Below are 24,886 nucleotides of genomic sequence, written 5' to 3' on the forward strand. Positions count from 1 at the left end.
GCCCTTCTACCTCCGCCCAAATTCAATCCGACGAATGGAGACATTATGAGCGCGCTTGCAGAGCTTGCCGAGACAGCCAAGGCCTGGCCCTTCGAACAGGCGCGCGCATTGCTCAAACGCCTTGAGAACATGGAGCGCGCCGGGAAGCCGAAAGAGGGACCCGTTACCTTCGAGACTGGCTATGGCCCGTCCGGCCTGCCACATATCGGCACTTTCGGGGAGGTCGTGCGTACGACGATGGTCCGCACAGCGTTCGAGACGCTGACCGGGGGCAAGTACGAGACCCGCATGATCTGTGTCTCCGACGACATGGATGGCATGCGCAAGGTGCCGCCGACCGTGCCGAACCCGAAAGACCTTGAGCCCTATATGCAGATGCCGCTGACCACCGTGCCCGACCCGTTCGGCACGCATGAAAGCTATGGCGCGCATATGGGTGCCCGCCTTTGTGCCTTCCTCGACAGTTTCGGCTTTGAGTATGAATTCAAGTCGGCGACCGAGCTCTACAAGTCCGGCGCTTTCGATGAGGCGCTGCTGCGCGCGCTCGAGAAGTTCGATGAGATCATGGCTGTGATGCTGCCCACGCTGGGCGCGGAGCGTCAGGCGACCTATTCGCCCTTCCTGCCGATCTCTCCAACGACCGGCCGCGTCCTTTACGTACCGATGAAGGAGACCAATGCGAAGGATGGCACCATCACCTTCGAGGATGAGGACGGCACCGACGTGACCATTCCGGTCACCGGCGGGAATACCAAGCTGCAATGGAAGCCGGACTTCGGCATGCGCTGGGCCGCACTGGGTGTAGACTTCGAGATGTTCGGCAAGGACCACCAGGACAACGCGCCGATCTATTCGAAGATCTGCAAGATCCTCGGTAGCCAGCCGCCGCAGCAATATGTCTATGAACTATTCCTGGACGACAAGGGCGAGAAAATCTCCAAGACCAAGGGCAATGGCATCTCGGTCGAGGACTGGCTGGCCTATGCGCCGCAGGAGAGCCTGTCGCTGTTCCAGTTCCAGAAGCCGCGCGCGGCCAAGAAGCTCTATTTCGACGTGATCCCGAAAGCCGTCGATGAGTATCTGACCTTCCTGTCAAAATACCCGGAAGAGGAACCGGCCCGTCAGATCGAGAACCCGGTCTGGCACATCCATTCCGGCAATCCGCCAGAGGGCGATACGCCTGTGTCCTTCGCGCTGCTCCTGAACCTCGTCAGCGCCGCGAATGCCGAGACCAAGGATCAGCTCTGGGGCTTCATCTCGCGCTATGCGCCGGAGGCGAGCCCGGAGAGCCATCCCCTTCTCGACCAGCTGGCCGGCTATGCGATCCGCTATTACGAGGACTTCGTGAAGCCCACCAAGGTCTATCGCGCACCGGACGAGAAGGAACGCGCTGCCATGGAAGAACTGGCCGACCGGCTGAGCGCCATGGAGGAAGGCGCCAGTGCCGAAGACCTGCAGACGCTGACCTTCGAGATCGGCAAGGCGCACGAATTCGAGAATCTGCGCGAGTGGTTCAAGGCGCTTTATGAGGTGCTGCTGGGCCAGAGCCAGGGGCCGCGCTTTGGTGGCTTTGCCGCGCTTTACGGCATCCATGAGACCGCCCGCCTGATCAAGAGCGCGCTGGCGCGGGATACGGAATCATCTGAGGGCTAGGCGAATGAAAGCCGTCATCGCCGCCGCTCTTATCGCTTCTTCGTCCCTTGTCTCGGGGTGCCTCGCGGCCAGCGTGGCCGGCGCAACTGTCGGCGTCATCGGAGACGGCGTCGAGCTTGCTGGCAAGACCGTCTATTATACCGGTAAGGGGGCGGTGAATCTCGTTTCCAGCAGCGGCAGCAGCGTTCCGGTCACGATCGCCGAGGACATTGGCGACATCGAGCGTGGCCGCCTGCGCCTGACGGTGCGATTTCGCGATGGCAGGCAGATGTATACAAGCGAACGGGTAATCCCTGCCCGCCAGCTGGAAAACGAACTCGACGGGCTGTCCGGGCGTGACGACGTCGTCGACGTCTATATCGACCGCCCATAAATCGTCTGCCGAAACACTCCAGACAGAAAAAAGGCCGCCTCCTTTTCAGGAAGCGGCCTTCTCTGTTTCATGCGTTACCGGCACTTATTCAGCGGCAATCAGCGTCTTTTTCTGTTTCGGCATGCCGCCTTCCGGCCAGTTCTGCATGAGCTCTTCCTCATGCCCCCTGGCCGCTTCGACGGACGCCTCTTTCACGTGACCATAGCCGCGGATCTCATCCGGAATGGAGGCGATGGCGACGGCCAGCTCATGGTTCTTTTTGGTCAGCTTGCCCGACATGTCGGCAACGCGCTCGAGATAGGTATCGCGCAGGCCGCGCTCCATCTTGCGTTCTTCTGTATAGCCGAACGGGTCGAATGGCGTGCCACGCAGCCCCTTGAGGCGGCGCATGACGCTGAAGACCGTCTTCATCCACGCCCCAAAGCGCTTTTTCTTCAAGTGACCGTTTGAATCCTTCTTCGCGATCAGCGGCGGCGCCATCAGGAAGTTGATCTTGCCGCCATGAAAGGTCTCCCGCAGCTTCTTCTCAAAGGTGCCGTCGGTGTAGAGGCGCGCGACCTCATACTCATCCTTGTAGGCCATGAGCTTGAAGGCGAATTTGGCCACCGCCGTGGTGAAGGCATCACCCAGACCGGCCGCCTCCTCATCCTTGCGGACTTTTGCGACGAGGTCGCGATACTTCTGTGCGTAGGCTTTGTTCTGATAGGCGTTCAGACGTTCAGCGCGGTTTTCGATGAGCTCGTCCAGCGTCATCGGCTGGACGTCGCCGCGCGGGTCGGATGTCTTTTCCAGACGGTCAGGATCGACCGCTGCAATCCGGCCGACATCGAACGCCTTCATGTTCTCTTCGATCTTCACGCCATTGAGCTTGATCGCGCGGTAAAGCCCCCGCAGCGAGACCGGGACATGGCCTTTCTGCCAAGCGTAACCGATCATGATCATATTGGTGTAGATCGCGTCGTTGAGATAGCCGAGCGCCAGCGACTCCGCATCGATGGAGCCGAAATCCTTGGCCTGGCGCTTCACGCGGGCCGCGAGAAGCTGGCTTTCAAAGGTCTTCGACCGGTCACGGATGAACTCACTTGTCGGCGTGACATCGGCGTTCGCGGTGACATGGGTGCGTTCGACATCCATCAGCGAGATGGCATCGCCGCCAGCCGCCACGACAAGGTCGCAGCCGATGATCGCGTCGGCTGAGGCCGGCGGGACCCGGCCGGTCGAGATCATTTCCGGCTCACGGGCAAAACGAAGGTGGGAGAGGACCGGGCCGCCCTTCTGGGCAAGACCCGTCATATCCAGCGAGGAGGCCGCATTGCCGTCGACATGCGCCGCCATAGCCAGCACGGCGGCGACCGTCGTGACACCTGTGCCACCCACGCCGGTGAAGAGGATGTTCCAGGGCTGGGCGACCGGCGGCAGGTCCGGCAGCGGCAGACCAGAGGCGTCGGCTTCGAGCACTGGCGCGTCCTCGGCCGCGAAGTGCGCGTCCTTGATGGTCACGAAGCTGGGGCAGAAGCCACGCAGGCAGGACAGATCGGTGTTACAGGTCGACTGGTTGATACGGCGCTTACGGCCGAGTTCGGTCTCGACCGGCTCAACCGAGAGACAGTTCGACTTGATCGAGCAATCGCCGCAGCCTTCACAGACCTCCTGATTGATCATCACGCGCACGCGGTCCGGCTCACGCAGGCCGCGCTTGGAGCGGCGGCGCTTCTCGGTGGCGCAGACCTGGTCATAGATCATGACCGAGACGCCCTTTGTGTCGCGCAGCATCTTCTGCACGTCATCGAGCTCTTCGCGGTCATAGATCTTCACCGAGCGCGGCAGGCCTTTGACGCCGGCATAGCGCGTCGGGTCTTCGGTGACGACGACGATGGTCTTCACGCCCTCGGCCTCAACCTGCTGGGCGATATCGACCGGCGTCTGCGCCGACTCGACCGTCTGCCCACCCGTCATGGCGACCGCGTCATTGTAGAGGATCTTGTAAGTCATGTTCGCGCCGGACGTCACCGCCGCACGGATGGCGAGCGACCCGGAATGCGAATAGGTGCCGTCGCCGAGATTGACGAACATGTGGTCTTCATCGGTGGCGAAATACTGGCCGATCCAGGCGACGCCTTCGCCGCCCATCTGACTGGTCATGTCGGTATTCCGGTCCGGCATGAAGTTCGCCATGTAGTGGCAACCGATACCCGCGAGAGCACGTGAGCCTTCCGGTACCGTCGTCGATGTATTGTGCGGACAGCCCGAGCAATAGTGCGGCGTACGCACGGTCGGCGAGGCGTTTGACATTGCCGCCTGCCCTGCGGCGCCAACGCGTTCGAAATAGCGGTCGGCGGCACTCTTGTCCCACTCGCCCGGAACTGCGCCGACAAGGGCCTGCGCCATTTCCGGCACCGGGATGGACGAAACCTGGCTCAGCAGCGGTTTACCGAACCGGTCCTGCTTGCCTTCGATAAAGGGACGCTCATTGTCCGGCAGGCTGTAGAGGACCGAACGCAGCTGCTCCTCGATCAGCGGGCGCTTGTGCTCGATCACGAGAACGCGTTCGAGACCCTTGCAGAATTCGCGGATCCGGGTCGGCTCCAGCGGCCACGGCATGGCGACCTTGAAGACGCTGATGCCAAGCCGTCCGGCCTCTTCCGGCGAGATACCGATGGCGGCAAGCGCCTCGAAGATATCGCGGGCGGCCTGGCCGGTCGTGATGATGCCGACGCGCGGTTTTGGCGAGGGGATGAGGACATGGTCGAGCTGATTGGCGCGGACCCAGGCCTGCGCAGCCGGAAGCTTCACTTCCCGCAGGCGGCGTTCCTTGTCGATCGGGCTGTCGCCGCGGCGCATATGGACACCGGCTTCGGGGAAGTCGAACTCCGGCGTGACCAGTTTCAGACGCTCCAGAGTCACATCGACGACCGCGCCGGAATCCATCGTATCGGCCAAAGCGATCAGCGAGGACCAGGCCCCGGAAAAGCGGCTCATCGCCCAGCCATGGATGCCATAATCAAGCACATCCTGAATGGAGGCCGGGTTCAGGACGGGGATTTCCGCGTCGCGCATCGCATATTCAGACTGCGACGGCAGGGTCGAGGATTTGCAGGTATGGTCATCCCCGCAAATGGCGAGCACGCCACCAAGACGCGAGGACCCGGCGGCATTGGCATGCTTGAACGCGTCGCCGGAACGATCAACGCCCGGCGCCTTGCCGTACCAGATGCCGAAGAGGCCGTCGCGCTTTGCGCCCGGGAAGAGTCCAAGTTGCTGGGACCCCCAAACGGCTGTCGCGCCAAGGTCCTCATTGAGACCTTCCCAGAACTCGATTTCATACTTGTCGAGCCATTTTCCGGCGGCGCGCAACTGCTGGTCATAGCCGCCAAGGGGAGAACCACGATAGCCGGAAATAAAACCTGCAGTATTGTGACCTGCTTCAAGATCGAGCCGTTTCTGGTCGAGTGGCAGGCGCACAAGTGCCTGAATACCTGTCATGTAGGCATGGCCCTCGACAAGATCGTATTTATCGTTCAGCGTGACTTCGCGGTGTTCCAAGGAACGCCTCCCAAATTTTTCTTGAGCCAGATTATTCGCATTTTTAAGTGAAAATGCTTGCCCTTATTGCGCATATTAGCGTAGGAACGGGTAAGTTGTTCCAATATAGACCACTCAGCGGGAGAAAAGTTGCCCCAGTCTCTTGATGCCATCGACGCCAAAATCCTGGACCTTATCCAGAAAGACGCCGCACTCTCGGTTGCCGAGATCGCCGACCGGGTGGGTCTGTCTTCCTCGCCCTGCTGGCGCCGCATCAAGCGGATGGAAGAGGCCGGTATCATACAGGGACGGGTCACCCTGCTCGACCGGGACACGCTGGGCCTGGGCTTTGAAGTCGTCGCCAGCGTGAAGCTGGCCCTGCCCAGCAAGGAAAACCTCGCAAAGTTCGAACAGCTTGTCCAGAAATGGCCCGAGGTGCTTGAATGTATGACGGTCACGGGCGCTGTCGACTATGTGATCCGGATTACAACGACCGATATGCACGCCTATGACACCTTCCTGCGCGAAAAACTGCTGGGGTCGGGGCTGGTGTCAGATGTCCAGTCCCGCATCGTGATCAATATTGCCAAACGCACGACGGCCCTGCCGCTGGGCCTCGTAAGCGATTACGTGCCTGCGAGCTGATGGGCTGCGGGGTCCGCCGTTTACCGCCCCTGCGTTCACTGACAGCTTTCATTGCGGTCTGTTTTCTGGGGCCGCTGGCGTCGGCTGCACCAATTTCAGAAGACTGGCTTCAGCAGGAAGTCGACGGGATTCTGGAAGAATACGGGCTCATCGCTCTCGGCGCCGGTGTTCTGGAAACAGGCGGCGATGCCGTGATTGCAGTGTCAGGGAATGAGGCATCGGGCTCTGATGTGGCTGTGACGAGTGACGCAGCCTGGCATATCGGCTCCAATACGAAGGCGCTGACAGCCCTGCTCTATGCCCGGCTTGTCGAGCGCGGCGAGACAGACTGGGGCGTGAGCGTCGCTGAGCTTTTCTCGGGCACTGTCAAAGACATCGATCCTCACTGGCAGGACATCACCATCGAAGACCTTTTCGCCCACAGATCAGGGGCGGGAGATATCGGCCCGGTCTGGCTGATCGCGCGCGCGGGCGATGACAGCCCCCTGCCCCGCCAGCGGCTCGAAACGGCCCGCGACCGGCTGACAAGCACGCCGCCCGGCGAGCCGGGGACGTTCGAATACAGCAATCTCAATTACATCCTCGCGGGGGCCGCCATAGAACTCATCACCGGCACAAGCTGGGAGGAGGCTATTGGCTCCGAGGTGTTCAAGGCCGAAGGCGGGGACTGGTCATCCGGCTGGGGGTTCGGGCCGCCGCCTTCGGGGCCTGTCGGTCATGATACGGTTTTTGGCCTGAAAGTGCCCGCAGGGCGCGGCAGCGGCGCCGACAACCCGCCTGCCCTGGGACCGGCCGGGACCGTTCACGTACCAATCGACAGCCATCTCCGGCTCCTTCGCGAATTCATCGACAGGGAGAACACCTTGATCAGCGATGAGACGCGGACAAGGCTGCTTTCACCCTGGCCCGATGAGGATGCCGACTATGCCATGGGCTGGGGCGTGACTTCACATGAAGCGCTGGGGACGGTGTATGCGCATCGCGGCTCCAATACGATGTGGCTCTCGCATGCTGAGATGGTACCGGGGAAGGGCACGGTTTTCATCGTGAACACAAACATGTTCACGGGCAAATCGCGTGAGGCCGTCAGCGATCTGGTGCGCGTCATCGAAACGCGGCTCGCCGAGCCGGCTGACTAAGCGTCAGAGCGGCGGCGCCACCACTCTGGTTACATGACCATCCGAGCAATTAAGGGTACGCGCCTCGCCGCCCGGCCAGACCTGAAGCCGCGCTTCCATCCTTGGGCTCTCACGATTGCCACCGAACAGCGCTTCCGATTCATAGGAAAGCCAGGCCAGCGGCGCCGCCTCGCTTGCCCGCATGCCGTAGGATGCGATCATGCTCATGATCTGCCCGATCACCTCGCGCGGGGGATAGATCAGGAAGACCGAATGATAGACTATGGTCAGCCCCTTTGCCGGACGGTGCATCAGCTTCTGTTCCAGCCAGTTCGCGGCATTTGCCTTGTCCACACTTATGCCGGTCTCCTGGGCGAGCTTCACCGCCGCGTCGAGCCTTGAGAGACGCTCGTTCTGATCCGGCCATGTATAGCATTTCAGACGCATGACCTGGTCTGGGTCACTGAGGTCGAATGGCGAGAGGTCGCAGGCCGCCCGGCTCGCAATCTGAGGCTGCGCATCCAGGTGGCGGGGCGCGCTGGTCTGCCAATCAGTCGAAATCGTGACGCCGCGTGCCTCATCGGCGGGCCAGTGCCAGCTGCCGGTCTCATAGGCGTAGCGGTCCCAGTTCTGGTTGAGACCCGCGCTTGCCCCAAGCTCCATGAGGTGCATCGGCATATCAAATCGATGCGCGAGCTCGAGAAAGCCGGGGAGAAGGGCGATACACCGGCGCGTCTCATTGGTCTGGGGTGCGCTCTCCAGAAACGCCCTGACCCAGTCCTCATTTTCTGCGAGCCATGTCCTTGCCAGTGGCCACACGGCCTGCATCGACCAGTCCGGCTGCCGCGCGGGATAGGCTGCGGCAAGCGCGGGGGCCCGGCCTGTCAGGGTGGCGTGGTGCAGGCAGCCCGCCAGACGCAGGGCGAGCGCATCCTTGCGAGGATTTGTCGGCCAGTCAGACACAAGGCCGGCGACAATGCCGCCGGCCTCATAATCATCTGCGAATGCGCGGCAAAGCGCATCCATAAAGGGTGAGCCCAATGCGCGGCACCATTCCGCCTGTTCGCGGAAATGGTCCGGGATGGCACTCTCCCCCAGCAAGCAGGATCAGACCCGCTCGACACACATGGCGATGCCTTCGCCGCCACCGATGCAGAGCGAGGCGACGCCCTTCTTCACATCGCGGTCTTCCATGGCGGCCAGCAGCGTCACAAGGATACGCGCGCCGGAAGCCCCGATCGGGTGGCCCATGGCACATGCGCCGCCATTCACGTTCACGATATCGTGGCTGATGCCCATTTCCTTCATGGCAATCATGGGCACGACGGCGAACGCTTCGTTGATTTCCCAGAGCCCGACATCATCCTTGGTCCAGCCGGCTTTCTCGAGCGCCTTCTTCATGGCCGGCACAGGCGCAGTGGTGAAGTATTTCGGCTCATGCGCGTGGCTGGAAGAGGATACGATCTTCGCAATCGGCTTGAGGCCGCGCTTTTCAGCCTCGGACTGGCGCATCAGGACAAGTGCCGCCGCGCCATCGGAAATAGCCGAAGCATTGGCGGCGGTCACCGTGCCGTCCTTGCTGAAAGCCGGTTTCAGGGACGGGATCTTGTCCGGGCGGGCGCTGCGCGGCAGCTCATCGGTATCGACAGTGACATCGCCCTTGCGGGTCTTCATCGTGACAGGGACGATCTCGCGCTTGAACTTGCCGTTTTCGGTGGCTTTCTTGGCGCGGGACAGCGTTTCAATTGCGTAAGCGTCCTGCTGCTCGCGCGTGAACTGATACTCCTGCGCGATCATGTCGGCGAAGACGCCCATGGCCTTGTTCTCATAGGCATCTTCCAGACCGTCAGTCGCCATATGGTCTTTCATTGCCGAGGCGCCGTATTTGTGACCCTTGCGCAGGTCCACGAGGTGCGGCGCGTTGGTCATGGATTCCATGCCGCCCGCGACGACGATGCTGGCATTGCCAGACTGGATCGCGTTCCAGCCCATGACGGCCGCCTGAAGGCCCGAGCCGCACATCTTGTTGATCGTGGTCGCTTCGGTGCCCTGATCGAGGCCAGCCTTGATCGCCGCCTGCCGGGCAGGTGCCTGGCCCTGACCTGCAGGAAGACAATTGCCCATGATAATCTCATTGACGTCAGTCTCAGAGAGCTTGGCTTCTTCGGAAGCGGCCTTCACGGCGATGGCGCCAAGCTCATTGGCAGACATGCCGGCAAGGTCGCCAAGCAGGCCGCCCATGGGCGTGCGCGACATACCTACGATTACAACGGGATCATCAGCCATCTTTTCCTCCGGGCTCAATTCTAGCGTCTTTTGCGTGTGCGAAGAGATGCGCCTCAGCCGACGCAGCGTCAAGTCCTATCCCGCCCCTGACGCCCCACGGCCGGGCGTTCCACCTGCAACATTGGGAATATGTATAGTTCAGGCAAAATCCCTGTCAGGTCACTCGTGAGACGGTGCAGACATCCAGAAAGATCTGGAGTCATTAAATCCATAAGGAGACCCTTGATGAAACGTTCAATTCGCACCCTGATCTCAGCAACGGCCATCGGCGGACTGGCAACTGCCGGCCTTGCGTTCGCAGATATCGACGATGCCCGCGCACTTGAGGAAGCCGACATTTCGCTGGTCGCTGCCATCATGGCCGCTGAAGATGCCACCCAAGGCAAGGCTTTCGAGGCGCAGGTCGAGGACGATTCCTTCTCGCCGGAGTTCGAGATTTCCGTGCTGGCCGACGGCAAGGTCTATGATGTCATCGTCGACGGCGTGACGGGTGAAGTGAAAAGCACCCGCGAAGATCACGACGACTAGGCATAGCCCTGTAAATCATCCTGCCCTGCCGCATATGTTGCGGCAGGGCATTTTTTCGGGAGACGACACGCGTGCGTTACCTGCTGGTCGAAGATGACAGGGAAACCGCCGGCTATGTGATCCGTGGCTTTCGTGAACATGGCGACGTAGTCGACCATGCGGCCGATGGTCAGGAAGGCCTGATGATGGCAACGGATGCGAGCTATGACGCGCTCATCCTGGACCGCATGGTTCCGGGTATAGATGGCCTGAAACTGCTCAACATGCTGCGGGCGGGCGGCGACACCACGCCGGCCATTTTCCTGACAGCCATTGGCGGGGTCGAGGACAGGGTCGAAGGCCTGCAGGTGGCCGAAGACTATCTTGTCAAACCCTTTGCCTTTGCAGAGCTTCACGCCCGCGTCGGCGTGCTCGTCAGATCCGCTGCGCCCGCCGAGGGGCCGAAAACGACCTACCAGCTCGGCGGCCTGACACTCGACCGTCTGAAACGAACGGTCGAACGCGATGGCGAGGCGATCAACCTGCAGCCAGTCGAATTCAGACTCCTGGAATACCTGATGCGTCATGAAGGCCGCGTGGTGACACGTACCATGCTGCTGGAGAATGTCTGGGACTTCAATTTCGACCCGCGCACCAACATCGTCGAGACTCATATCAGCCGGTTGAGGTCGAAGATCGACAAGGGCCATGACCGCCCTCTCATCCACACCGTGCGCGGCTCCGGCTACAGGCTTTCCGACAATGGATAGGCTGCTGCGTTCTACGGGCTTCCGGCTGACGGCAATGGCGGCCGGGCTGTTCGCCCTGTGCACACTCGCGCTCTGCATCCTCATCTATCTCGGCCTTCGCGACGATATGGAAGACCAGCTTCGCGACCAGATCCGCAACGAGACCCGCCAGTTGATGGGCGACTATGAAGATGACGGTCTGGAAGAACTGCGCCACGACATCAGCGAGCGGCTGGAACGCAATCCCGGCAACAGGCTGCGATATACGCTGACCAGCCCTTTGGGCGTTTCGATCTTTGACAGGATGGCGTTGCCTGAACGCGGGGGCTGGAGCCGGCTTCAACGCCAGGAGGCGAGCGACCTTCTGGTCCTCACAACACCACTTGAGGATGGCTACCGGCTGGGCGTTGGCGCCGATACGCGTATCGTCAGCGAAGCGGCAACGGCCCTTCGCCACGCCATGCTTGTTGTCCTGCTGCCTGCCCTGCTGCTCAGCCTCATTGCTGGACTGCTGGTCAGCCGGCGTTTCCTCTCACGGGTGGAGCGCATGAAGGCAACGGCCGAAGGCGTCGGGCGCCAGTCACTCAGCGCCCGCATGCCGGTCTCTGCGGCCGGCGATGAATTCGACAGCCTCGCGGGCACGATCAACCGGATGCTCGACCGGATCGAGGCGCTGGTCCATGATGTGCGCTATGCTTCTGCCAGCGTGGCGCATGACCTGCGCACACCGCTTGGGCATCTGCGTCAGCGGCTCGAAGCCATGCAGGGACGAGAAAGCAACGCCGAACAACGTATAGCAATCGAAGAGGCGACAGAGCTGCTAGACGATGTGCTGGCGACCTTCACCGCCTTGCTCAAGATTGCCGAACTGGAGAGTGGCTCGGCCGCCGTTTCGACCGCACCCGTCGATCTCAGCGAAATCGCTTCGGCGGTGGCGACCACCTTCGCCCCCGTCGCAGAGGCGGAAGGCAAATCAATTGCCCTCGTGGCGGCCCCCAACGTTCGAACTTATGGCGACCGCCAGCTCATCACGCAGATGCTCGTGAACCTTGTCGAGAACGCCTTGCGCCACAATCGGGCGCCCGTCGCTGTGGAGGTGCGCGTCGGCATTGTCGAGGGTCTTCCCGAGCTCAGCGTCCGCGACAATGGTGTCGGCATCCCAGCGGAGAAAATTGAGGAGGCCATCAAGCCGTTTCACCGTCTCGACCGCAGCCGAACCTCTCCCGGCTCTGGCTTGGGACTGAGCCTGGCTGCAAGTATTGCCCGCCACCATTCGGCCGAACTGACACTTCTTCCGCAGGCCCCTGGTCTGGATGTGAGGGTCCGATTTCCCTCAGCGGCATAATGAATTTCCGGCGCTGACTTGCCATGCTCTTCGTGCACCTCCATGTCGGAGCAAGCAAAAAACGATCCCCAAGGAGGAACACAAAATGGCTTCAGACCTACCAGACACATTCCGCCAGCTTCGCACGCTGGTGACAGAAGAGGGCAAGCTGGAGCTTTCTCTGAAGGACGTGCCGATGCCCAAGCCGGGCGATGGCGATATCATCATTCGCGTCGAAGCAACGCCGATCAATCCGTCCGACCTTGGCCTGCTTGTCGGTGCAGCCGATCTCTCCACGCTGAAGAATGAAGGCAGCAAGGAGAGCCCGAAACTGGTCGCCGACGTGCCGCCGCCCGCCATGCGGGCCATGAAGGCACGGCTCGGCCAGTCGCTCGGCGTCGGCAATGAAGGCGCAGGCACCGTTGTGGCGGCCGGGTCTTCCGATGCCGCGCAGGCCTTGGTGGGAAAGAAAGTGACCGGCCTTGGCGGCGAATTCTATGGCGAATACCGCATGCTGAATGTTGCACAGGTCATGGAGCTGCCGGAAGACGCCTCGGCCCGTGACGGCGCCTCCTCTTTCGTAAATCCGCTGACCGCCCTCTCCTTCCCGGAGACCATGCGAATGGAAGGCCATAAGGGCCTGATCCACACTGCAGCCGCTTCCAATCTCGGTCAGATGCTGAACAAGATCTGTATCGCAGACGACGTGCCCCTGGTGAATATTGTGCGCAAGGCCGAGCAGGAGAAAATCCTCAAGGACCTCGGCGCCAAATACGTCGTCAATTCATCGAGCGATAACTTCATGAAGGAGCTGATCGACGCGATTGCGGAGACCAAGGCCACCCTGGCTTTTGACGCAGTCGGCGGTGGGCCGCTGGCGGGACAGATCCTGATGGCGATGGAGGCGGCTGCCAATATCGGCGCCGAATATAGCCGCTATGGCTCGGCCGATCCGAAACACGTCTATATCTATGGGCGCCTCGATCTCTCGCCGACCACCATCCCGCCGGGCGTTGGCATGGCGTGGAGCGCAGGCGGCTATCTGCTCACCTACTTCCTGCAGAAGATCGGCTCCGAGGGCCGCGAAAAGCTTCGCAAGCGGGTCATGTCTGAGCTGAAGACAACCTTCGCAAGTCACTATACCGATGAGATCTCGCTTGCCGAAGCGCTCGATCCGGACACGCTGAAACGCTATGATGCGAAGAAGACCGGCGAGAAATTCCTGATCAATCCGACGCTTTAAGGCGCATCAATTTCCAGCTGCCGCGGCCCGGTTCTCCTCGGGCGTGCGGATGCGGACACGGACACTGCCAAGGGCCGGGCTGACGACTTCGAACTCGTCGCCCGGCTCCATTCCTTCCGGGTAGGTGGTGCAGGTTTCAGAAGCAGCCAGCTGCGACGTGGTGCAGAGCTGGGCGCCATCGAGCCGGTAGGTACCGGCAAAGGATGTGCCGGCCGCCTCGCCTTCAAATTTGCCGTCTTCGTTGAAATCCATCGCAATCGCGTGGCCTTGCGCCGTCATGACGATCCCGTCGCGCACGACGAAATAGAGCGTGTCGATCGCCGGCTCCTGCGCCGAAAGGCCTGCTGAAGAGAGGCTGAGGAGAAGAGTAAGGCAAAGATGTCTGAGCACGGCGTGTCCTGAAAGCTGGATCGGCACCAAAGGCTAGCAGGCCGCACGCAGATTGAAAGCGGCTGTGGGACGCCCGCGTGCAATGGTCAGCCCCGGTCGAGGGCAATGGCGCAGTCGATGATGTCGATCAGCTCATCGTCTATATCATCGAGATGGTGAACCTTCACATGACGCAGAGCCTTGCCGTTGCCTTCAATGCGGCCATAGAAACCAGAGGCGAGCCGGGCTCCGGACCAGAATTGCAGATTGCAGTGCCTGGAATAGGCCACCACTGACACAACGCGCTCATGGCCCGACCAGCAGGGTGCGCCAGAAGCGATAGTCGCGATCAAACTTGGCCCACGCGCCGGAATGAGGCGAGCGAGTTCCTCTGCGATTTCCTTCGTCGGCCCGGACAGCCTGTCGAAATAGGCCCTGACGGCCATGGGCATCGGCATTTCGTGCGTCCTTCCCCCACACCTGCCGCTACGGCAGGCCGGGCCTCTAGAAGCCAGAAGGACCGGCAAATGTGAAGATCATTCCTGCAGGAATGCGGACAAATCCAACGGACAGGAAAAAAGGGCGGACCTTTGAGGTCCACCCTTTCCTGATGTTTGCCAATGCTTTGTCCGCTTACCAGATGCGGATGCGCTCTTCCGGCGGCAGGTAAAGTTCATCGTCTTCAGAGACGTTGAACGCCTCATACCATTCGTCGAAATTGCGGACGATGCCGTTCGCGCGGTATTCTGACGGCGAGTGGGGGTCCGTCAGCAGCTGGTTGCGCTTGGCTTCATCGCGGTACTTGGCGCGCCAGACCTGCGCCCAAGCCATGAAGAAGCGCTGGTCGCCGGTAAACCCGTCGATCACAGGCGCCTCCTCTTCAGCGCTGACGACACCGTCGCCATTCTCATCCAGGCTGATCTGGTAGGCGCGATAGGCCAGCGACAGACCGCCAAGGTCACCGATATTCTCACCCAGGGTGAGGCGGCCATTGACGCACGGTTCGCCTTCGGCAAGCGGACAGTACTGATTGTACTGTTCGACCAGCGCAGACGTCAGCGCGTCAAACGCCTCGCGGTCTTCATCCGTCCACCAGTTGGCGAGAACGCCTTCGCCATTGTATTTCGATCCCTGATCGTCAAAGCCGTGGCCCATTTCATGGCCGATCACGCCGCCAATGGCGCCGTAATTGACGGCTGGGTCTGCCTCCACATTGAAGAAAGGCGGCTGGAGGATACCGGCCGGGAAGACGATCTCATTATAGCCCGGATTATAGTAGGCATTCACCGTCTGCGGGGTCATGAACCACTCATTGCGGTCCGGGTCTTCGTTCAGGCGGTCGAGATTGTCCTGCAGCGACCAGCGCGCCACATTCACGGCGTTCGTGAAGGCACTGTCGGTGACCTCGAGCGTGTCATAGGATTCAAACTCGTCCGGATAGCCGATCTTCGGGTTGAACATGTCGAGCTTTTCGCGCGCCTGTTCACGGGTGTCCTCGCTCATCCAGGAGAGGTCCTCGAGATTGGCATGCATGGCGGTGCGCAGGTTCGCAACGAGTTCGTCCATGCGCTGCTTGTTTTCCGGCGGGAAGTAGCGCTCCACATAGACTTCGCCAATCGCCTCACCCAGAGCGTCGGAGACAGCGGACACTGCCCGTTTCCAGCGTGGACGCTGTTCCGGCTGGCCGCTGAGCGTCGTGCCATAGAAATCAAAGTCCGCTTCATCGATGTCGGACGGCAGGACGGCGGCGAAATTAGACAGCATGTGAGCGGCGAGATACGCCTTCCAGGTGTCCAGGTCTGCCGTGTTGGCAAGTTCAAAGGCAACCGGGATGCCGGCACCAAGCTTGTCCACATCCTCCTGAGAGAGACCTGCAGACGCAATCTCGTCCGCGGTCGGCGGAATCTCGGTGACGAGGAATTCCTGCTCGCCATTCACGCCCAGCTCTTCAAGCGCGACTGCCAGCGGAAAGCCACCGGCCAGTTCGCCCAGCTCGTCGCGGGTCAGTTTGTTATAGGTGATCTCCGGGTTGCGGCTGACCGCACGGTCCCAGTCGGCTTCTGCAAGCTGCGTCTCCAGAGCGAGGACATCAGACGCCTTGGCGGCGGCGTCTTCATAGCCGGCCCGGCCGAGGAGGAAGGTCAGCAGCTCTTCATACTTTGCGCGGATCTCGACCGACTTCTCATCATCCTTGAGATAGTATTCGCGGTCCGGCAGGCCGAGGCCGCCCATGGACATCTGGAAGATGTAGTCGTCGGGATTCTTGTCATCGACCCAGACGAAACCGTTGAAGGGCGAGGAAAAGCCCGGCGCGACAAAGATGCGTGCAAGCTCTTCGCGATCCCTGATCGCCGCAATCCTGTCGAGATAGGGCTGGGCGGGCGCGAGGCCGGCCGCATCGATGGCGTCGGTGTCCATGAAGGCATTGTAGAAGGCAGCAACCTTGCCTTCCGGCGTGTCGACCGGCGGCTGGGCTTCAGCGAGGTCTTCAATGATAAAGCGGGTCTGCTGCTCTGACTTCTCACGCAGAAGATCGAACGCGCCGTAGCGGGTCTTGTCTGCCGGCAGCTCAAACTCGTCGATCCAGTCGCCGCTAACATACATGAAGAAATTGTCGCCGGGGTCCACATCGGTGTCCATGACACTGGTATCGATGCCCCAGTCCCCCCAATAATCCGGCGAGGTGGTCTCAACGACATGTTCTGGCTTGGAGGCCGCAGCCTGCTGATCGCCCGGCCCGGCCGCCGTTTCACTGGCGGGCTGGGTTGTTGTGCAGGCGGCCAGAAGCGCGGCGGCGGCCACGCTTGAATAAAGCAGTTTCATACATCTTACTCCAGATTGGATACCGTCAATATTGAATAGGAGCGGCGACCTTGTAACCCCATGAGCTGCGCAAGAGCAGGGATGGCGACCTTCCTATTCGGCAGGTTGTGGACGTCCGCCGCGTGAGGTCCCGATGAGCTCTTCTTCATCGATATTCACCTCGCCCTCATAGCTGTCACCGATCTGGCGATAAGGCTTGCCACCCCAGGTCCAGCGGAAGATGCGGCCAACCTCACATCCCACCGCATAGAAAGCGGGCACGAGGAGCAGCGACACAAACAATGCGAAGGCAACAGCCGCCCCGAGCGAGACAACCATGGGCTTGAGGAACTGTGCCTGGACGGATTTCTGCGCGATCATTGGCAGAATGCCGACGAAAGTCGTGACGGAGGTCAGCAGGATCGGGCGGAAACGGGAGACGCCAGCATCAACAATGGCCTGCAACGCGCCTGCCCCTTCCTCGCGCCGCCGGTTGATATAGTCCACCAGAACGAGGTTGTCGTTGATCACCACACCGGCTGCAGCACCGATACCAAACATGGAAAACAGCGCCATCGGGACCCCGAAGCCAAGATGGCCGAAGACCGCGCCCGCATAGCCGAAGGGGATGGCCAGCATCAGAAGGAGTGGCTGGGAATAGGACTGGAAGGCAATTGCCAGCAGGATGTACATCACCACGAAGGCAATGATGTAGAGCCGGGTGATATCCTGCACGAATTCCTGCTCGCTTTCGATATCGCCTACGGCCCCGCGCGTCACCGTCGGGTATTTCTTCTCGAATTCCGGCCAGAAATTTTGCTCCATGTCGGCAAAGATCGTGGCGCGGGTGCTGTCACCGACGAGGTCGGCAAAGACGGTGACAGAGCGCATACGCTCACGTCTCAGGATACGGTCGATCCCCGGGGCAAAGGAAATTTCTGCCACCTGTTCCAGCGGGATCTCCCGGCCTTCACTTGTCCGGATTCGAAGGTCCTGCAGACTGTCGAGCGACTCGCGGGTTTCCTTCGGATAGCGAACCATGACCCGCACATCGTCGCCGTCGCGCGGCAGGCGCTGGGCTTCGATGCCATAATAGGCGGCGCGCACCTGCGAGGTCACATCGCCGAGCGTGACACCGAGCGAGGTGGCGCCAGGTTTGAGGTCAATCCGGATTTCCTGGGCCGCCGAGGACAGGTTGTCACTGATGTCATAGGTCTGCTCATAGGTTGCCAGCTGAGCCTTCACATCATCGGCGGCCTTGCGCAGCACCTCCAGGTCATCATTGTTCAGCGCGTACTGGATCGAATTGTCCGCATCATTGATGGTGAACTGGAAGTTCACTTCCTCTGCGTCCGGCACTTCCCCGAAATTCGCGCGTATCTCGTCGGCAATATCCTTGGTCGAAACGCCGACCGGGCGGTCCTGCGGCGGAATAAGGGCAATCCAGGATTGCACTTCGCCTTCCGTGGCCACGATTGAGATGTCACGGATCATGTGCTCGTCGCCGAGCTGCGGATAGCGCTCATCGAAGGTCGCACGCGACTGCTCGACAGCCAGACGCAGCTGGTCACGAACCTGAAGGGAGCGTGACTGTGGAGACCCGTCCGGCAGATCAATGGTCACCTGGACGAGGTCGTCCTCGATCTGGGGCATGAAGCGGAACGGGACGATGTTCGCCTGCACCAGCATGATCGCGATCACGAAGAAGGAGGTGAAGACAGCCACTGTAACGTAGCGGAACTTCACCGCATATTCGAGCAGCGGCTTGTAGACCCGGTTCGCAAAGGTGATGAGGCTGTCGGCGATCTGCTGCTGAAGGTGCATCAGCTTGCCAACAGGCCCTTCGAATTTCTGCGGCTGCATGTGCGAAAGGTGGGAGGGCAGGATGAGCATTGCTTCGATGAGCGAGAAGGCCAGCGCCGCAACCACGACATACGTAATCTGCGCGGTGAACTGGCGCTCCGGCCCGGGGATGAAGGCCCATGGGGCAAACATGATCATCGTGGTCAGGACGCCGAAGATCACAGGCTTCAGCACCAGCTGAGTGCCGACGGTGGCCGCGTTGAGACCTTCCTCGCGTCCGCTCTCGACCTCCTTGTGGATATTCTCGCCGACGACAATCGCATCATCCACGACCACACCGATCACAAGAAGGACGGCAAAGAGCGAGAGAAAGTTCAGGGAGACCCCGAAGAGCGGCAGGATCATGATGCCGCCGGCAAAGGCCGTGCCGATACCGATGGTGACCCAGAAAGCCACGATGGGGCGCAGGAAGAGGATCAGGATGATCATCACAAGCGCCATGCCCTGCAAGGCGGCCGAGCTGATCGTGTCCATGCGGCCTTTATAGATTTCGGACGTGTCGAACAGGAGGTCCATGCGCAGGCCTTCCGGGAGGGCATCCTGTCCCCGGCCCGCATTGGCGTCTTCCATGAACTTCTTGATGTTGTCGGAGTAGAGGACGATGTCCATCTTTTCCGGCTGGTTGACCATGATGAAAGCCGTTGGCTCACCATTATAGGTCGCGTCGAGCTCTCCATCCTCAAAGCCATCGACGACATTGGCCACATCGCGGATGCGTATCGTCCCGAACTCGGCGCTCTGGCGAACGATGATGCTTTCGAAATCGGCGCGCGTGTCGGCCAGCTGACGGGCCTGGATGGAGACCGTGCCCGTTTCGGTACGAACCGTACCGCCGGAGGAGTTGATGGACGAATTGCGGACCGCGTTTGCGACCTCTGCAAAGGTCAGATTGTAGCGGCGAAGGGCGGCCTCCGAGACTTCGATGGAAACCTCTTCGCCCAGCGTGCCCTGGACCTGCGCAAGCTCGCCGCCTTCCAGAAGGGCAATCGCGTCCCGCATCTCATCGGCATAGTAATCAAGGGTCGCCGGATCGACATTGCCGTGAAGGGCAAGACCCATGAACTGGTTATTCGCGCTCCAGCGAGTGACCTGCGCCGGGAAAGCTGATTGCGGCAGGTTCGAGATCGTATCGACGCGTCGCTTCACCTCGTCGACGAATTCATCGACGTCGACGTCGAGTTCGGTCTGAAGATTGACATAGCCCACACCTTCGCGCGCCACGCCGGTGAGGCGCTTGAGGCCGTCAATGTCAGCGACAACCTCTTCAAGCCGCACGACAATCTGATCCTCGACATCCTGCGGGGAGGCACCCGGCCAGGCGATGGAAACGCTCGCGCCGTTCCAGTCGCCGGCAGGAAAGGCTTCCTTCTCCAGGCTGAGGAAACCGAAGATACCGCCGATAAAGGCGACGATCATGAGAAGGTTGGCAGCAATACCGTTACGGGCCCACCAGGCTACTAGTCCGTTCATTGCACCGCTCCATCCGTTTCACCAGCGACCTGGGCGTCCGCGGTGTCCTCCTCTTCCTCATCGGAAGACGAGGTGCGCGGCGTGCGTGGGACAAGCGAGCCATCCGGCATGCGCTCGACCACCTGAATGCTCATGCCATCGAAGGCGGCCTGGATCGGCGACACGATGGCGAGTTCGCCATCCTCCACGCCCGAGGCCAAGAAGGCGCCGTCGTCGGTGCTGTAGACTACGTCCACAGTGCGGATCTCGAGCTTGCCGTTCGGGCCGTCACCCACATAGACCTGATCCACGCCCCGCAGCGCAGCGCGCGGGATGCGCACGACATCTTCTATCTGCCGGCCGTCAATCTCCGCGTCCACGAAAAGGCCCGGGGCCATAGGCACGCCATCATCGGCGCCAGCGCCATAGGGATCTTCAAGTTCGGCGATCGCATTGATAAGCCGGGTCTGCGGGTTAAGCGCGGCGGAGGTCCGTTTCACGCGGCCGACCCACTCACGCCGCTGGCCAGCGACATTCGTGGAAAACACCACGCGTGGGCCTGGATTATCCGCCGTCTCGGAAAAGGCGAGCGGCAGACCCGTACGGCCCAGTTCCTCATCGGACAGGGGAAGCGAGACCTCAACCACATCAGTGGCGAAAATCGTACCCAGTGCCTGCCCCGGGCTCACAAATTGACCGAGGTCGGCACTACGCTCACGGACGCGGCCAGAGAAAGGCGCCGTGATTGCGGTGCGATTGAGAGCAAGCTGCGCATCGGCAAGCTGGGCCTTGGCAGACTCAAGATTCGCCTGGGCTTCGGCCAGTTGGGGCTCACGGCGGGCCAGCGGGCTGGCCTCCTCTATACCGAGATCCTCGATATCCTGCTGCGCCAGCTCGGCTTCTGCCCGCTCTCTGGCGAGCGCCTGCTCGGCTGAAGCTACACCGGATCTTGCCCGTGTGATGGCGAGCTCGTAATCGGCGGCCTCCAGGCGTACCAGCACCTGTCCCTGCCGGATGAAACCGCCATCCAGGAAATCTGGCGAAACATAGGAGATCCGGCCAGCGATTTGCGGCGCGACGACAATCTGCCGCTTTGGCTTCACCTCACCCTGGGCGCGGACCTTGAGGTCGAGGTCGGTCTGCTCTGCCACTTCAGCAAATACGGACAGGCCGCGGGGCTGTTCGTCGGCGCGCTCGACCGGCGGCTTGAAAACGCTGGTCAGCGCAAATCCCAGGCCAACGAGGACGACGAGCACGATGACAGGCAGCAGGACGGCAATGATACGCTTCATGGGAGGTCTCTGTTCTCGACTTCTTTATATATCAGGTTGCGAGCCCGCAGGCCCCTCTTCGACCGCACCGCCGATGGCAAGGTGGAAGGAAATCCGGTTCGATACGCGTGCAGACCGCGCGGCAATGAGATTGCTCTCGGCATTCAACCTACGCGTCTGGGCGTCGATCAGATTGAATATGGAAACGAGGCCGCTGGAATACTGGCGCGTGGCAAGCTCTTCTGCCTCGATTGCTTCATCGAGCGCACGGCGCTGGGCATCGACCTGGTCGGCAAGGAACTCATCAGCAGCCAGCGTGTCCTCGACTTCGCGCCAGGCCGTCAGAACATCGCCGGCATAAAGCGCGAGCGCCCTTTCAGCCTGGGCAATTGCCGCGTCACGGTCAGCCTTCAATGCCCCGCCATTGAAAACAGGCTGCGACAGCCCCGCAATGGCATTGGCAGCAATGCGGACCGGATCGATGAGATCGGCAAGCTCGGTCTCGTTGGCGGCAAGTGAACCGGTCAAGGTGAGCGATGGCAGAAGCGCAAGGCGGGCCTGCTCGGCGCGAAGGCCGGCAGCGACAAGCCTTGCTTCGGACGCCGCGATATCCGGGCGGCGGGACAGAAGCATGGTGGGGGTGCCGGCGGCCCTTATGGGGGCGAGCTCAGGCAGGTCGGCGGGTGCCTCAATCTCGTTGGCAGGATAACGCCCCAGCAGAATCTCCAGGCGTCGGGTCGCATTTCCGCTGGCCTGCCGGCGGGCCGCGATAGCTGCTTCTGCCGTGGCGCGTGCGCTGCGGGCCGTGCGCACGTCGAGCGCTGTCGAAAGGCCGCGGGCAAACCGGCGCTCGGTCAGCGTGACGATCCGGTCGCGGGCCTCATAGGTCTGGACGGCCACCCGTTCCTGGGCGAGCGCTTCGTTGAGATCGGTCCACGCAATGGCCGTCTGCGCGGCCAGCGAGAGCCGGGCCGATGCAAGGTCGGCTTCGCTGGCAGCGAGGTCGGCCTCGGCTGCATCTATCGACGCCTGTATGCGCCCCCAGAGATCTGCGGTCCAGCTGGCTTCGGCGCGCGCGCCGAAGGTGGGATCTGTAAACCGCTCATCGGTGATTTCGGAATAGGTCGAGGTCACGCCAGCAGAGCCTGAAACAGAGACATTTGGCAGAGATCGGCCATAGACGCTGCGCGCCTGGGCCCGTGCCGCCCGGACCACAGCAAGCTGTGCGCGCAAATCGGGATTCGCGGTCAGGGTCTCGGTCACCAGCGCTTCCATGACGGGGTCGTTAAACTGGGCAATCCAGTTACCTTCCGGAAGCTCTTCGGAGATACCGGCCTTGGCCCAGGCCTTCGGTGCCTCGGGGGCTGCGGGAAAAACAGCGACGGGCTCTCCGGCAATATCGGAGATGCTGGCGCAGCCGGTGAGGGCAGCAAGGGCGACAAGAGTGGCGGGGAGCTTCATCCAATCCTCATTCGGTTCGGTCGCAGGACTAAGCAGCGATTAGTTGACTGTCAACAAATAATTATCGATTTTCAATAACTCACTGCAGTAACGCGGTGACAAGGCCCCCGACGCTCCGGAATGTCGTGATCAAACAGTCCACTCTCTTGCCGCAAGGCGCTTTTCTTGGTTTTCCCTTATTATGGCAACGCCACAGTCACATTCACGATACAAGGCCACGCGGCGCGCTGAGCGCGCGCGCGACTTCCTTGTCCTTACAGTTGCAGCCAGTGCGCTTCTGGGGCTTCTGGTCGCTACGGGCGCGCTTGGCATTGTCGAGGCGCTGACGGCTATTATCGTTCTCTGCCTCGGCGCGCTTGCGTATTTTGTCGGCTCCGCGCCGCCGCTTCGGGACACGGACTATTCTGTCAGCGAGCCGGCGCGCAACGACTCACTCAAGGCCTCGGTTCGCTCGCTCATTCACGCCCTGCCCTTTCCGGCCTGCTACATATCCGGTGAGGGGCGGATCGAATCGGCAAACCGGCGGATCACCGACCTTTTCCGGATCCAGCAGACCGAAGGCGCATTGAAATCCGTTATTATCCGGCAGCCGGACGTCCTGGCGGCGACCGACCGTGTTGCCCGCACAGGGGCCGGGGAGCGCGTTGAGTTCATGGCCGTGGACGGTGAAGAACTCTGGCTCGCTCACCTCACGGCCGGGCCGGAACCCGAAAGCGTCTTCATTGTCTTTGAGGACCGCACGGCGGTTCACAGAGCCGAGCGTGCGCGCGCCGACTTCCTTGCCAATGCGAGCCACGAACTGCGCACGCCCCTGACCGCCCTCGCCGGCTTTATAGAGACGATGCGCGGCCCTGCCCGTGATGACCGCGAATCCTGGGACGGCTTTCTTGAGATCATGCACAAGCAGACCGACCGGATGCGCCACCTCGTTTCCGATCTTCTCTCTCTCTCCAGGATTGAGTTCAGTGAGCACCGCGCTCCGGACACCGTGATCGATCTCGGCGATGTGCTGGGTCAGACTATCCTCGCGCTTCAGCCACTGGCGGCCGAACGCTCCATCGAACTATCCCTGGAGGGGCTCAACGGCGAAGTTGCCGTCACCGCCAAGTGGGACGAGATCGCGCAGGTCGTTCAGAACCTTGTGAGCAACGCGCTTAAATATTCCCCGCAGGGCGGGCGTGTATCTGTCAGCATGGGCACATGCGCCAGCATGAACGAAGCTGCGCGCCAGGCGCTCAGCCGCCGTCCTGACGCCGTCCGGTCTGTCCTGCTGCAACCGCGCGCCTCGGGCGAAGCCGTGGCGGCCTGGATCAGTGTCTGCGATTCCGGCCCCGGCATTGCCCGTCAGCACCTTTCAAGACTCGGCGAACGGTTCTACCGCGTCGATGAAAGCCGGGGCGGCGATATTGAAGGTACCGGCCTTGGCCTCGCCATCGTCAAGCATATCATGGCGCGTCACCGGGGCGGTCTGGCGGTGGCCAGCCGTGAGGACGAAGGCGCCTGTTTCGGAGTGTGGCTGCCTCGCGTGGAAAGTGAAACGCCCTCACCTTCCAGCCGCTGAATGGCCGGCGAGGTTCGACCGCGCGCCTATTGCCCGCCGGATGCTGGCGCGCTTGATGTTCTGTATCAGGATGCTGCCCTCATCGTGGCCAGCAAGCCGGCCGGCCTGCTTTCGGTTCCGGGCAAGGGGCCAGACAAGCAAGCCTGCGCGCTTCAATACCTCACCGCAGAATTCGGCACAGTCCTCGACGTCCACCGCCTGGATATGGATACGTCAGGCCTGATCGTTTTCGCACGAACAGCTGAGGCACAGGGGCATCTGTCAGCGCAGTTCCGCGATCGCCGGGTCTCCAAGACCTATGACGCGCTCGTGGCAGGGTGCCCGGAAAGTGCCTCAGGCCGGATCGATCTGCCCATCGGCCGGCGCTGGGAGGATCGCCCAAAACGCTGCATCGACAGGACGAATGGCAAGCAGGCGATTACGGACTGGCAGCTTGTCCGGTGCAGCGGCGAGCGCTCTCACCTGAAGCTCATTCCCCTGACCGGACGAACGCACCAGCTCAGACTTCATCTGAGCGCCGTGGGCCATCCCATCATTGGAGACCCGCTCTATGGCGAGGGAGATAGAGAGAAGAGACTTTATCTGCATGCAAGCAGCTTAAAATTCACCCACCCCGACAGCCAGCAAAGCGTTGAATTCACAAGCTCTTCTCCGTTTTCTTTGCGGGACGCATGAAGCCCAACAACCTTG

Annotated in this window: 19 protein-coding genes; 10 read left to right on the plus strand and 9 right to left on the minus strand. The window is 61.3% G+C overall.

What is annotated here, in order from left to right:
• The first annotated feature begins 45 nt into the window (after positions 1 to 45).
• A complete protein-coding gene (locus ABNU55_RS10635; protein WP_290752353.1) occupies positions 46 to 1,653 on the plus strand; it encodes a lysine--tRNA ligase in 1,608 nt (535 codons plus the stop codon).
• A gap of 4 nt (positions 1,654 to 1,657) precedes the next feature.
• Positions 1,658 to 2,026 (plus strand): hypothetical protein, encoded by a 369-nt coding sequence (locus ABNU55_RS10640; RefSeq protein ID WP_290752351.1) that lies wholly within the window; start codon positions 1,658 to 1,660, stop codon positions 2,024 to 2,026.
• An 84-nt stretch (positions 2,027 to 2,110) separates the two neighbouring features.
• Here ABNU55_RS10640 and ABNU55_RS10645 read toward each other — a convergent pair whose 3' ends face one another.
• Positions 2,111 to 5,569, minus strand: a complete 3,459-nt coding sequence (locus tag ABNU55_RS10645) for an indolepyruvate ferredoxin oxidoreductase family protein (protein ID WP_290752349.1) — start codon at positions 5,567 to 5,569, stop codon at positions 2,111 to 2,113.
• 129 nt (positions 5,570 to 5,698) lie between these two features.
• Here ABNU55_RS10645 and ABNU55_RS10650 point away from each other — a divergent pair, with 129 nt between their 5' ends.
• Positions 5,699 to 6,193: an Lrp/AsnC family transcriptional regulator gene (locus tag ABNU55_RS10650; protein WP_290752347.1), complete on the plus strand. Its 495-nt coding sequence runs from the start codon at positions 5,699 to 5,701 to the stop codon at positions 6,191 to 6,193.
• Positions 6,193 to 7,332 carry a serine hydrolase domain-containing protein gene (locus ABNU55_RS10655; RefSeq protein ID WP_290752345.1) on the plus strand — a complete coding sequence of 380 codons (1,140 nt, stop codon included), beginning with the start codon at positions 6,193 to 6,195 and terminating at the stop codon, positions 7,330 to 7,332. Before ABNU55_RS10650 ends, ABNU55_RS10655 begins: the two co-directional genes overlap by 1 nt.
• Positions 7,333 to 7,335: 3 nt before the next feature.
• Here the strand turns inward: ABNU55_RS10655 and ABNU55_RS10660 are convergent, their stop codons facing one another.
• Positions 7,336 to 8,412: a DUF2332 domain-containing protein gene (locus tag ABNU55_RS10660; protein WP_290752342.1), complete on the minus strand. Its 1,077-nt coding sequence runs from the start codon at positions 8,410 to 8,412 to the stop codon at positions 7,336 to 7,338.
• A 6-nt stretch (positions 8,413 to 8,418) separates the two neighbouring features.
• Positions 8,419 to 9,597, minus strand: coding sequence for a thiolase family protein (locus tag ABNU55_RS10665; RefSeq protein ID WP_290752339.1), 1,179 nt, complete (start codon positions 9,595 to 9,597; stop codon positions 8,419 to 8,421).
• 225 nt (positions 9,598 to 9,822) lie between these two features.
• On the opposite strand from ABNU55_RS10665, the gene ABNU55_RS10670 reads away from it, so the two are divergent.
• The 4 genes from ABNU55_RS10670 to ABNU55_RS10685 all read left to right on the plus strand — a co-directional run bounded on the left by ABNU55_RS10670 (position 9,823) and on the right by ABNU55_RS10685 (position 13,420).
• On the plus strand, positions 9,823 to 10,125 hold the full coding sequence (locus ABNU55_RS10670) for a PepSY domain-containing protein (protein WP_290752337.1): 303 nt from the start codon (positions 9,823 to 9,825) through the stop codon (positions 10,123 to 10,125).
• Between the two features lie 71 nt (positions 10,126 to 10,196).
• Complete coding sequence (locus ABNU55_RS10675; RefSeq protein ID WP_290752334.1) at positions 10,197 to 10,874, plus strand: response regulator transcription factor; 678 nt, start codon at positions 10,197 to 10,199, stop codon at positions 10,872 to 10,874.
• A complete protein-coding gene (locus ABNU55_RS10680; RefSeq protein WP_290752332.1) occupies positions 10,867 to 12,198 on the plus strand; it encodes an ATP-binding protein in 1,332 nt (443 codons plus the stop codon). The genes ABNU55_RS10675 and ABNU55_RS10680 overlap by 8 nt, the downstream gene beginning before the upstream one ends.
• Positions 12,199 to 12,283: 85 nt before the next feature.
• Entirely contained in the window at positions 12,284 to 13,420 is a 1,137-nt protein-coding gene (locus ABNU55_RS10685) for a zinc-binding dehydrogenase (protein ID WP_290752330.1), read from the plus strand.
• Between the two features lie 6 nt (positions 13,421 to 13,426).
• Here ABNU55_RS10685 and ABNU55_RS10690 read toward each other — a convergent pair whose 3' ends face one another.
• The 6 genes from ABNU55_RS10690 to ABNU55_RS10715 all read right to left on the minus strand — a co-directional run bounded on the left by ABNU55_RS10690 (position 13,427) and on the right by ABNU55_RS10715 (position 22,635).
• Entirely contained in the window at positions 13,427 to 13,810 is a 384-nt protein-coding gene (locus ABNU55_RS10690; RefSeq protein WP_290752328.1) for a hypothetical protein, read from the minus strand.
• Positions 13,811 to 13,896: 86 nt separating this feature from the next.
• Positions 13,897 to 14,247, minus strand: a complete 351-nt coding sequence (locus ABNU55_RS10695) for a DUF1801 domain-containing protein (protein WP_290752326.1) — start codon at positions 14,245 to 14,247, stop codon at positions 13,897 to 13,899.
• A gap of 175 nt (positions 14,248 to 14,422) precedes the next feature.
• Positions 14,423 to 16,612 carry a M13 family metallopeptidase gene (locus tag ABNU55_RS10700; RefSeq protein ID WP_290752324.1) on the minus strand — a complete coding sequence of 730 codons (2,190 nt, stop codon included), beginning with the start codon at positions 16,610 to 16,612 and terminating at the stop codon, positions 14,423 to 14,425.
• A gap of 93 nt (positions 16,613 to 16,705) precedes the next feature.
• Positions 16,706 to 19,924, minus strand: coding sequence for an efflux RND transporter permease subunit (locus tag ABNU55_RS10705; RefSeq protein ID WP_348764353.1), 3,219 nt, complete (start codon positions 19,922 to 19,924; stop codon positions 16,706 to 16,708).
• Positions 19,921 to 21,195: an efflux RND transporter periplasmic adaptor subunit gene (locus tag ABNU55_RS10710; RefSeq protein WP_290752318.1), complete on the minus strand. Its 1,275-nt coding sequence runs from the start codon at positions 21,193 to 21,195 to the stop codon at positions 19,921 to 19,923. Before ABNU55_RS10710 ends, ABNU55_RS10705 begins: the two co-directional genes overlap by 4 nt.
• 24 nt (positions 21,196 to 21,219) lie before the next feature.
• Positions 21,220 to 22,635 (minus strand): efflux transporter outer membrane subunit, encoded by a 1,416-nt coding sequence (locus tag ABNU55_RS10715; RefSeq protein ID WP_348764354.1) that lies wholly within the window; start codon positions 22,633 to 22,635, stop codon positions 21,220 to 21,222.
• 181 nt (positions 22,636 to 22,816) lie between these two features.
• Here ABNU55_RS10715 and ABNU55_RS10720 point away from each other — a divergent pair, with 181 nt between their 5' ends.
• Entirely contained in the window at positions 22,817 to 24,196 is a 1,380-nt protein-coding gene (locus ABNU55_RS10720; protein WP_290751509.1) for an ATP-binding protein, read from the plus strand.
• Complete coding sequence (locus tag ABNU55_RS10725) at positions 24,197 to 24,871, plus strand: RluA family pseudouridine synthase (RefSeq protein ID WP_290751506.1); 675 nt, start codon at positions 24,197 to 24,199, stop codon at positions 24,869 to 24,871.
• Positions 24,872 to 24,886: the final 15 nt, after the last annotated feature.

Source organism: uncultured Henriciella sp. (assembly GCF_964005855.1).
Classification (GTDB): Bacteria; Pseudomonadota; Alphaproteobacteria; order Caulobacterales; family Hyphomonadaceae; genus Henriciella.

Bases quoted from the DNA above. Each gene is read 5' to 3' on its own strand.
- ABNU55_RS10635 (WP_290752353.1), top strand. From the start codon at position 46: ATGAGCGCGCTTGCAGAGCTTGCCGAGACAGCCAAGGCCTGGCCCTTC.
- ABNU55_RS10640 (WP_290752351.1), top strand. From the start codon at position 1,658: ATGAAAGCCGTCATCGCCGCCGCTCTTATCGCTTCTTCGTCCCTTGTC.
- ABNU55_RS10655 (WP_290752345.1), top strand. From the start codon at position 6,193: ATGGGCTGCGGGGTCCGCCGTTTACCGCCCCTGCGTTCACTGACAGCT.
- ABNU55_RS10665 (WP_290752339.1), bottom strand. From the start codon at position 9,597: ATGGCTGATGATCCCGTTGTAATCGTAGGTATGTCGCGCACGCCCATG.
- ABNU55_RS10670 (WP_290752337.1), top strand. From the start codon at position 9,823: ATGAAACGTTCAATTCGCACCCTGATCTCAGCAACGGCCATCGGCGGA.
- ABNU55_RS10680 (WP_290752332.1), top strand. From the start codon at position 10,867: ATGGATAGGCTGCTGCGTTCTACGGGCTTCCGGCTGACGGCAATGGCG.
- ABNU55_RS10685 (WP_290752330.1), top strand. From the start codon at position 12,284: ATGGCTTCAGACCTACCAGACACATTCCGCCAGCTTCGCACGCTGGTG.
- ABNU55_RS10695 (WP_290752326.1), bottom strand. From the start codon at position 14,247: ATGCCGATGCCCATGGCCGTCAGGGCCTATTTCGACAGGCTGTCCGGG.
- ABNU55_RS10700 (WP_290752324.1), bottom strand. From the start codon at position 16,612: ATGAAACTGCTTTATTCAAGCGTGGCCGCCGCCGCGCTTCTGGCCGCC.
- ABNU55_RS10705 (WP_348764353.1), bottom strand. From the start codon at position 19,924: ATGAACGGACTAGTAGCCTGGTGGGCCCGTAACGGTATTGCTGCCAAC.
- ABNU55_RS10710 (WP_290752318.1), bottom strand. From the start codon at position 21,195: ATGAAGCGTATCATTGCCGTCCTGCTGCCTGTCATCGTGCTCGTCGTC.
- ABNU55_RS10715 (WP_348764354.1), bottom strand. From the start codon at position 22,635: ATGAAGCTCCCCGCCACTCTTGTCGCCCTTGCTGCCCTCACCGGCTGC.
- ABNU55_RS10720 (WP_290751509.1), top strand. From the start codon at position 22,817: ATGGCAACGCCACAGTCACATTCACGATACAAGGCCACGCGGCGCGCT.
- ABNU55_RS10725 (WP_290751506.1), top strand. From the start codon at position 24,197: ATGGCCGGCGAGGTTCGACCGCGCGCCTATTGCCCGCCGGATGCTGGC.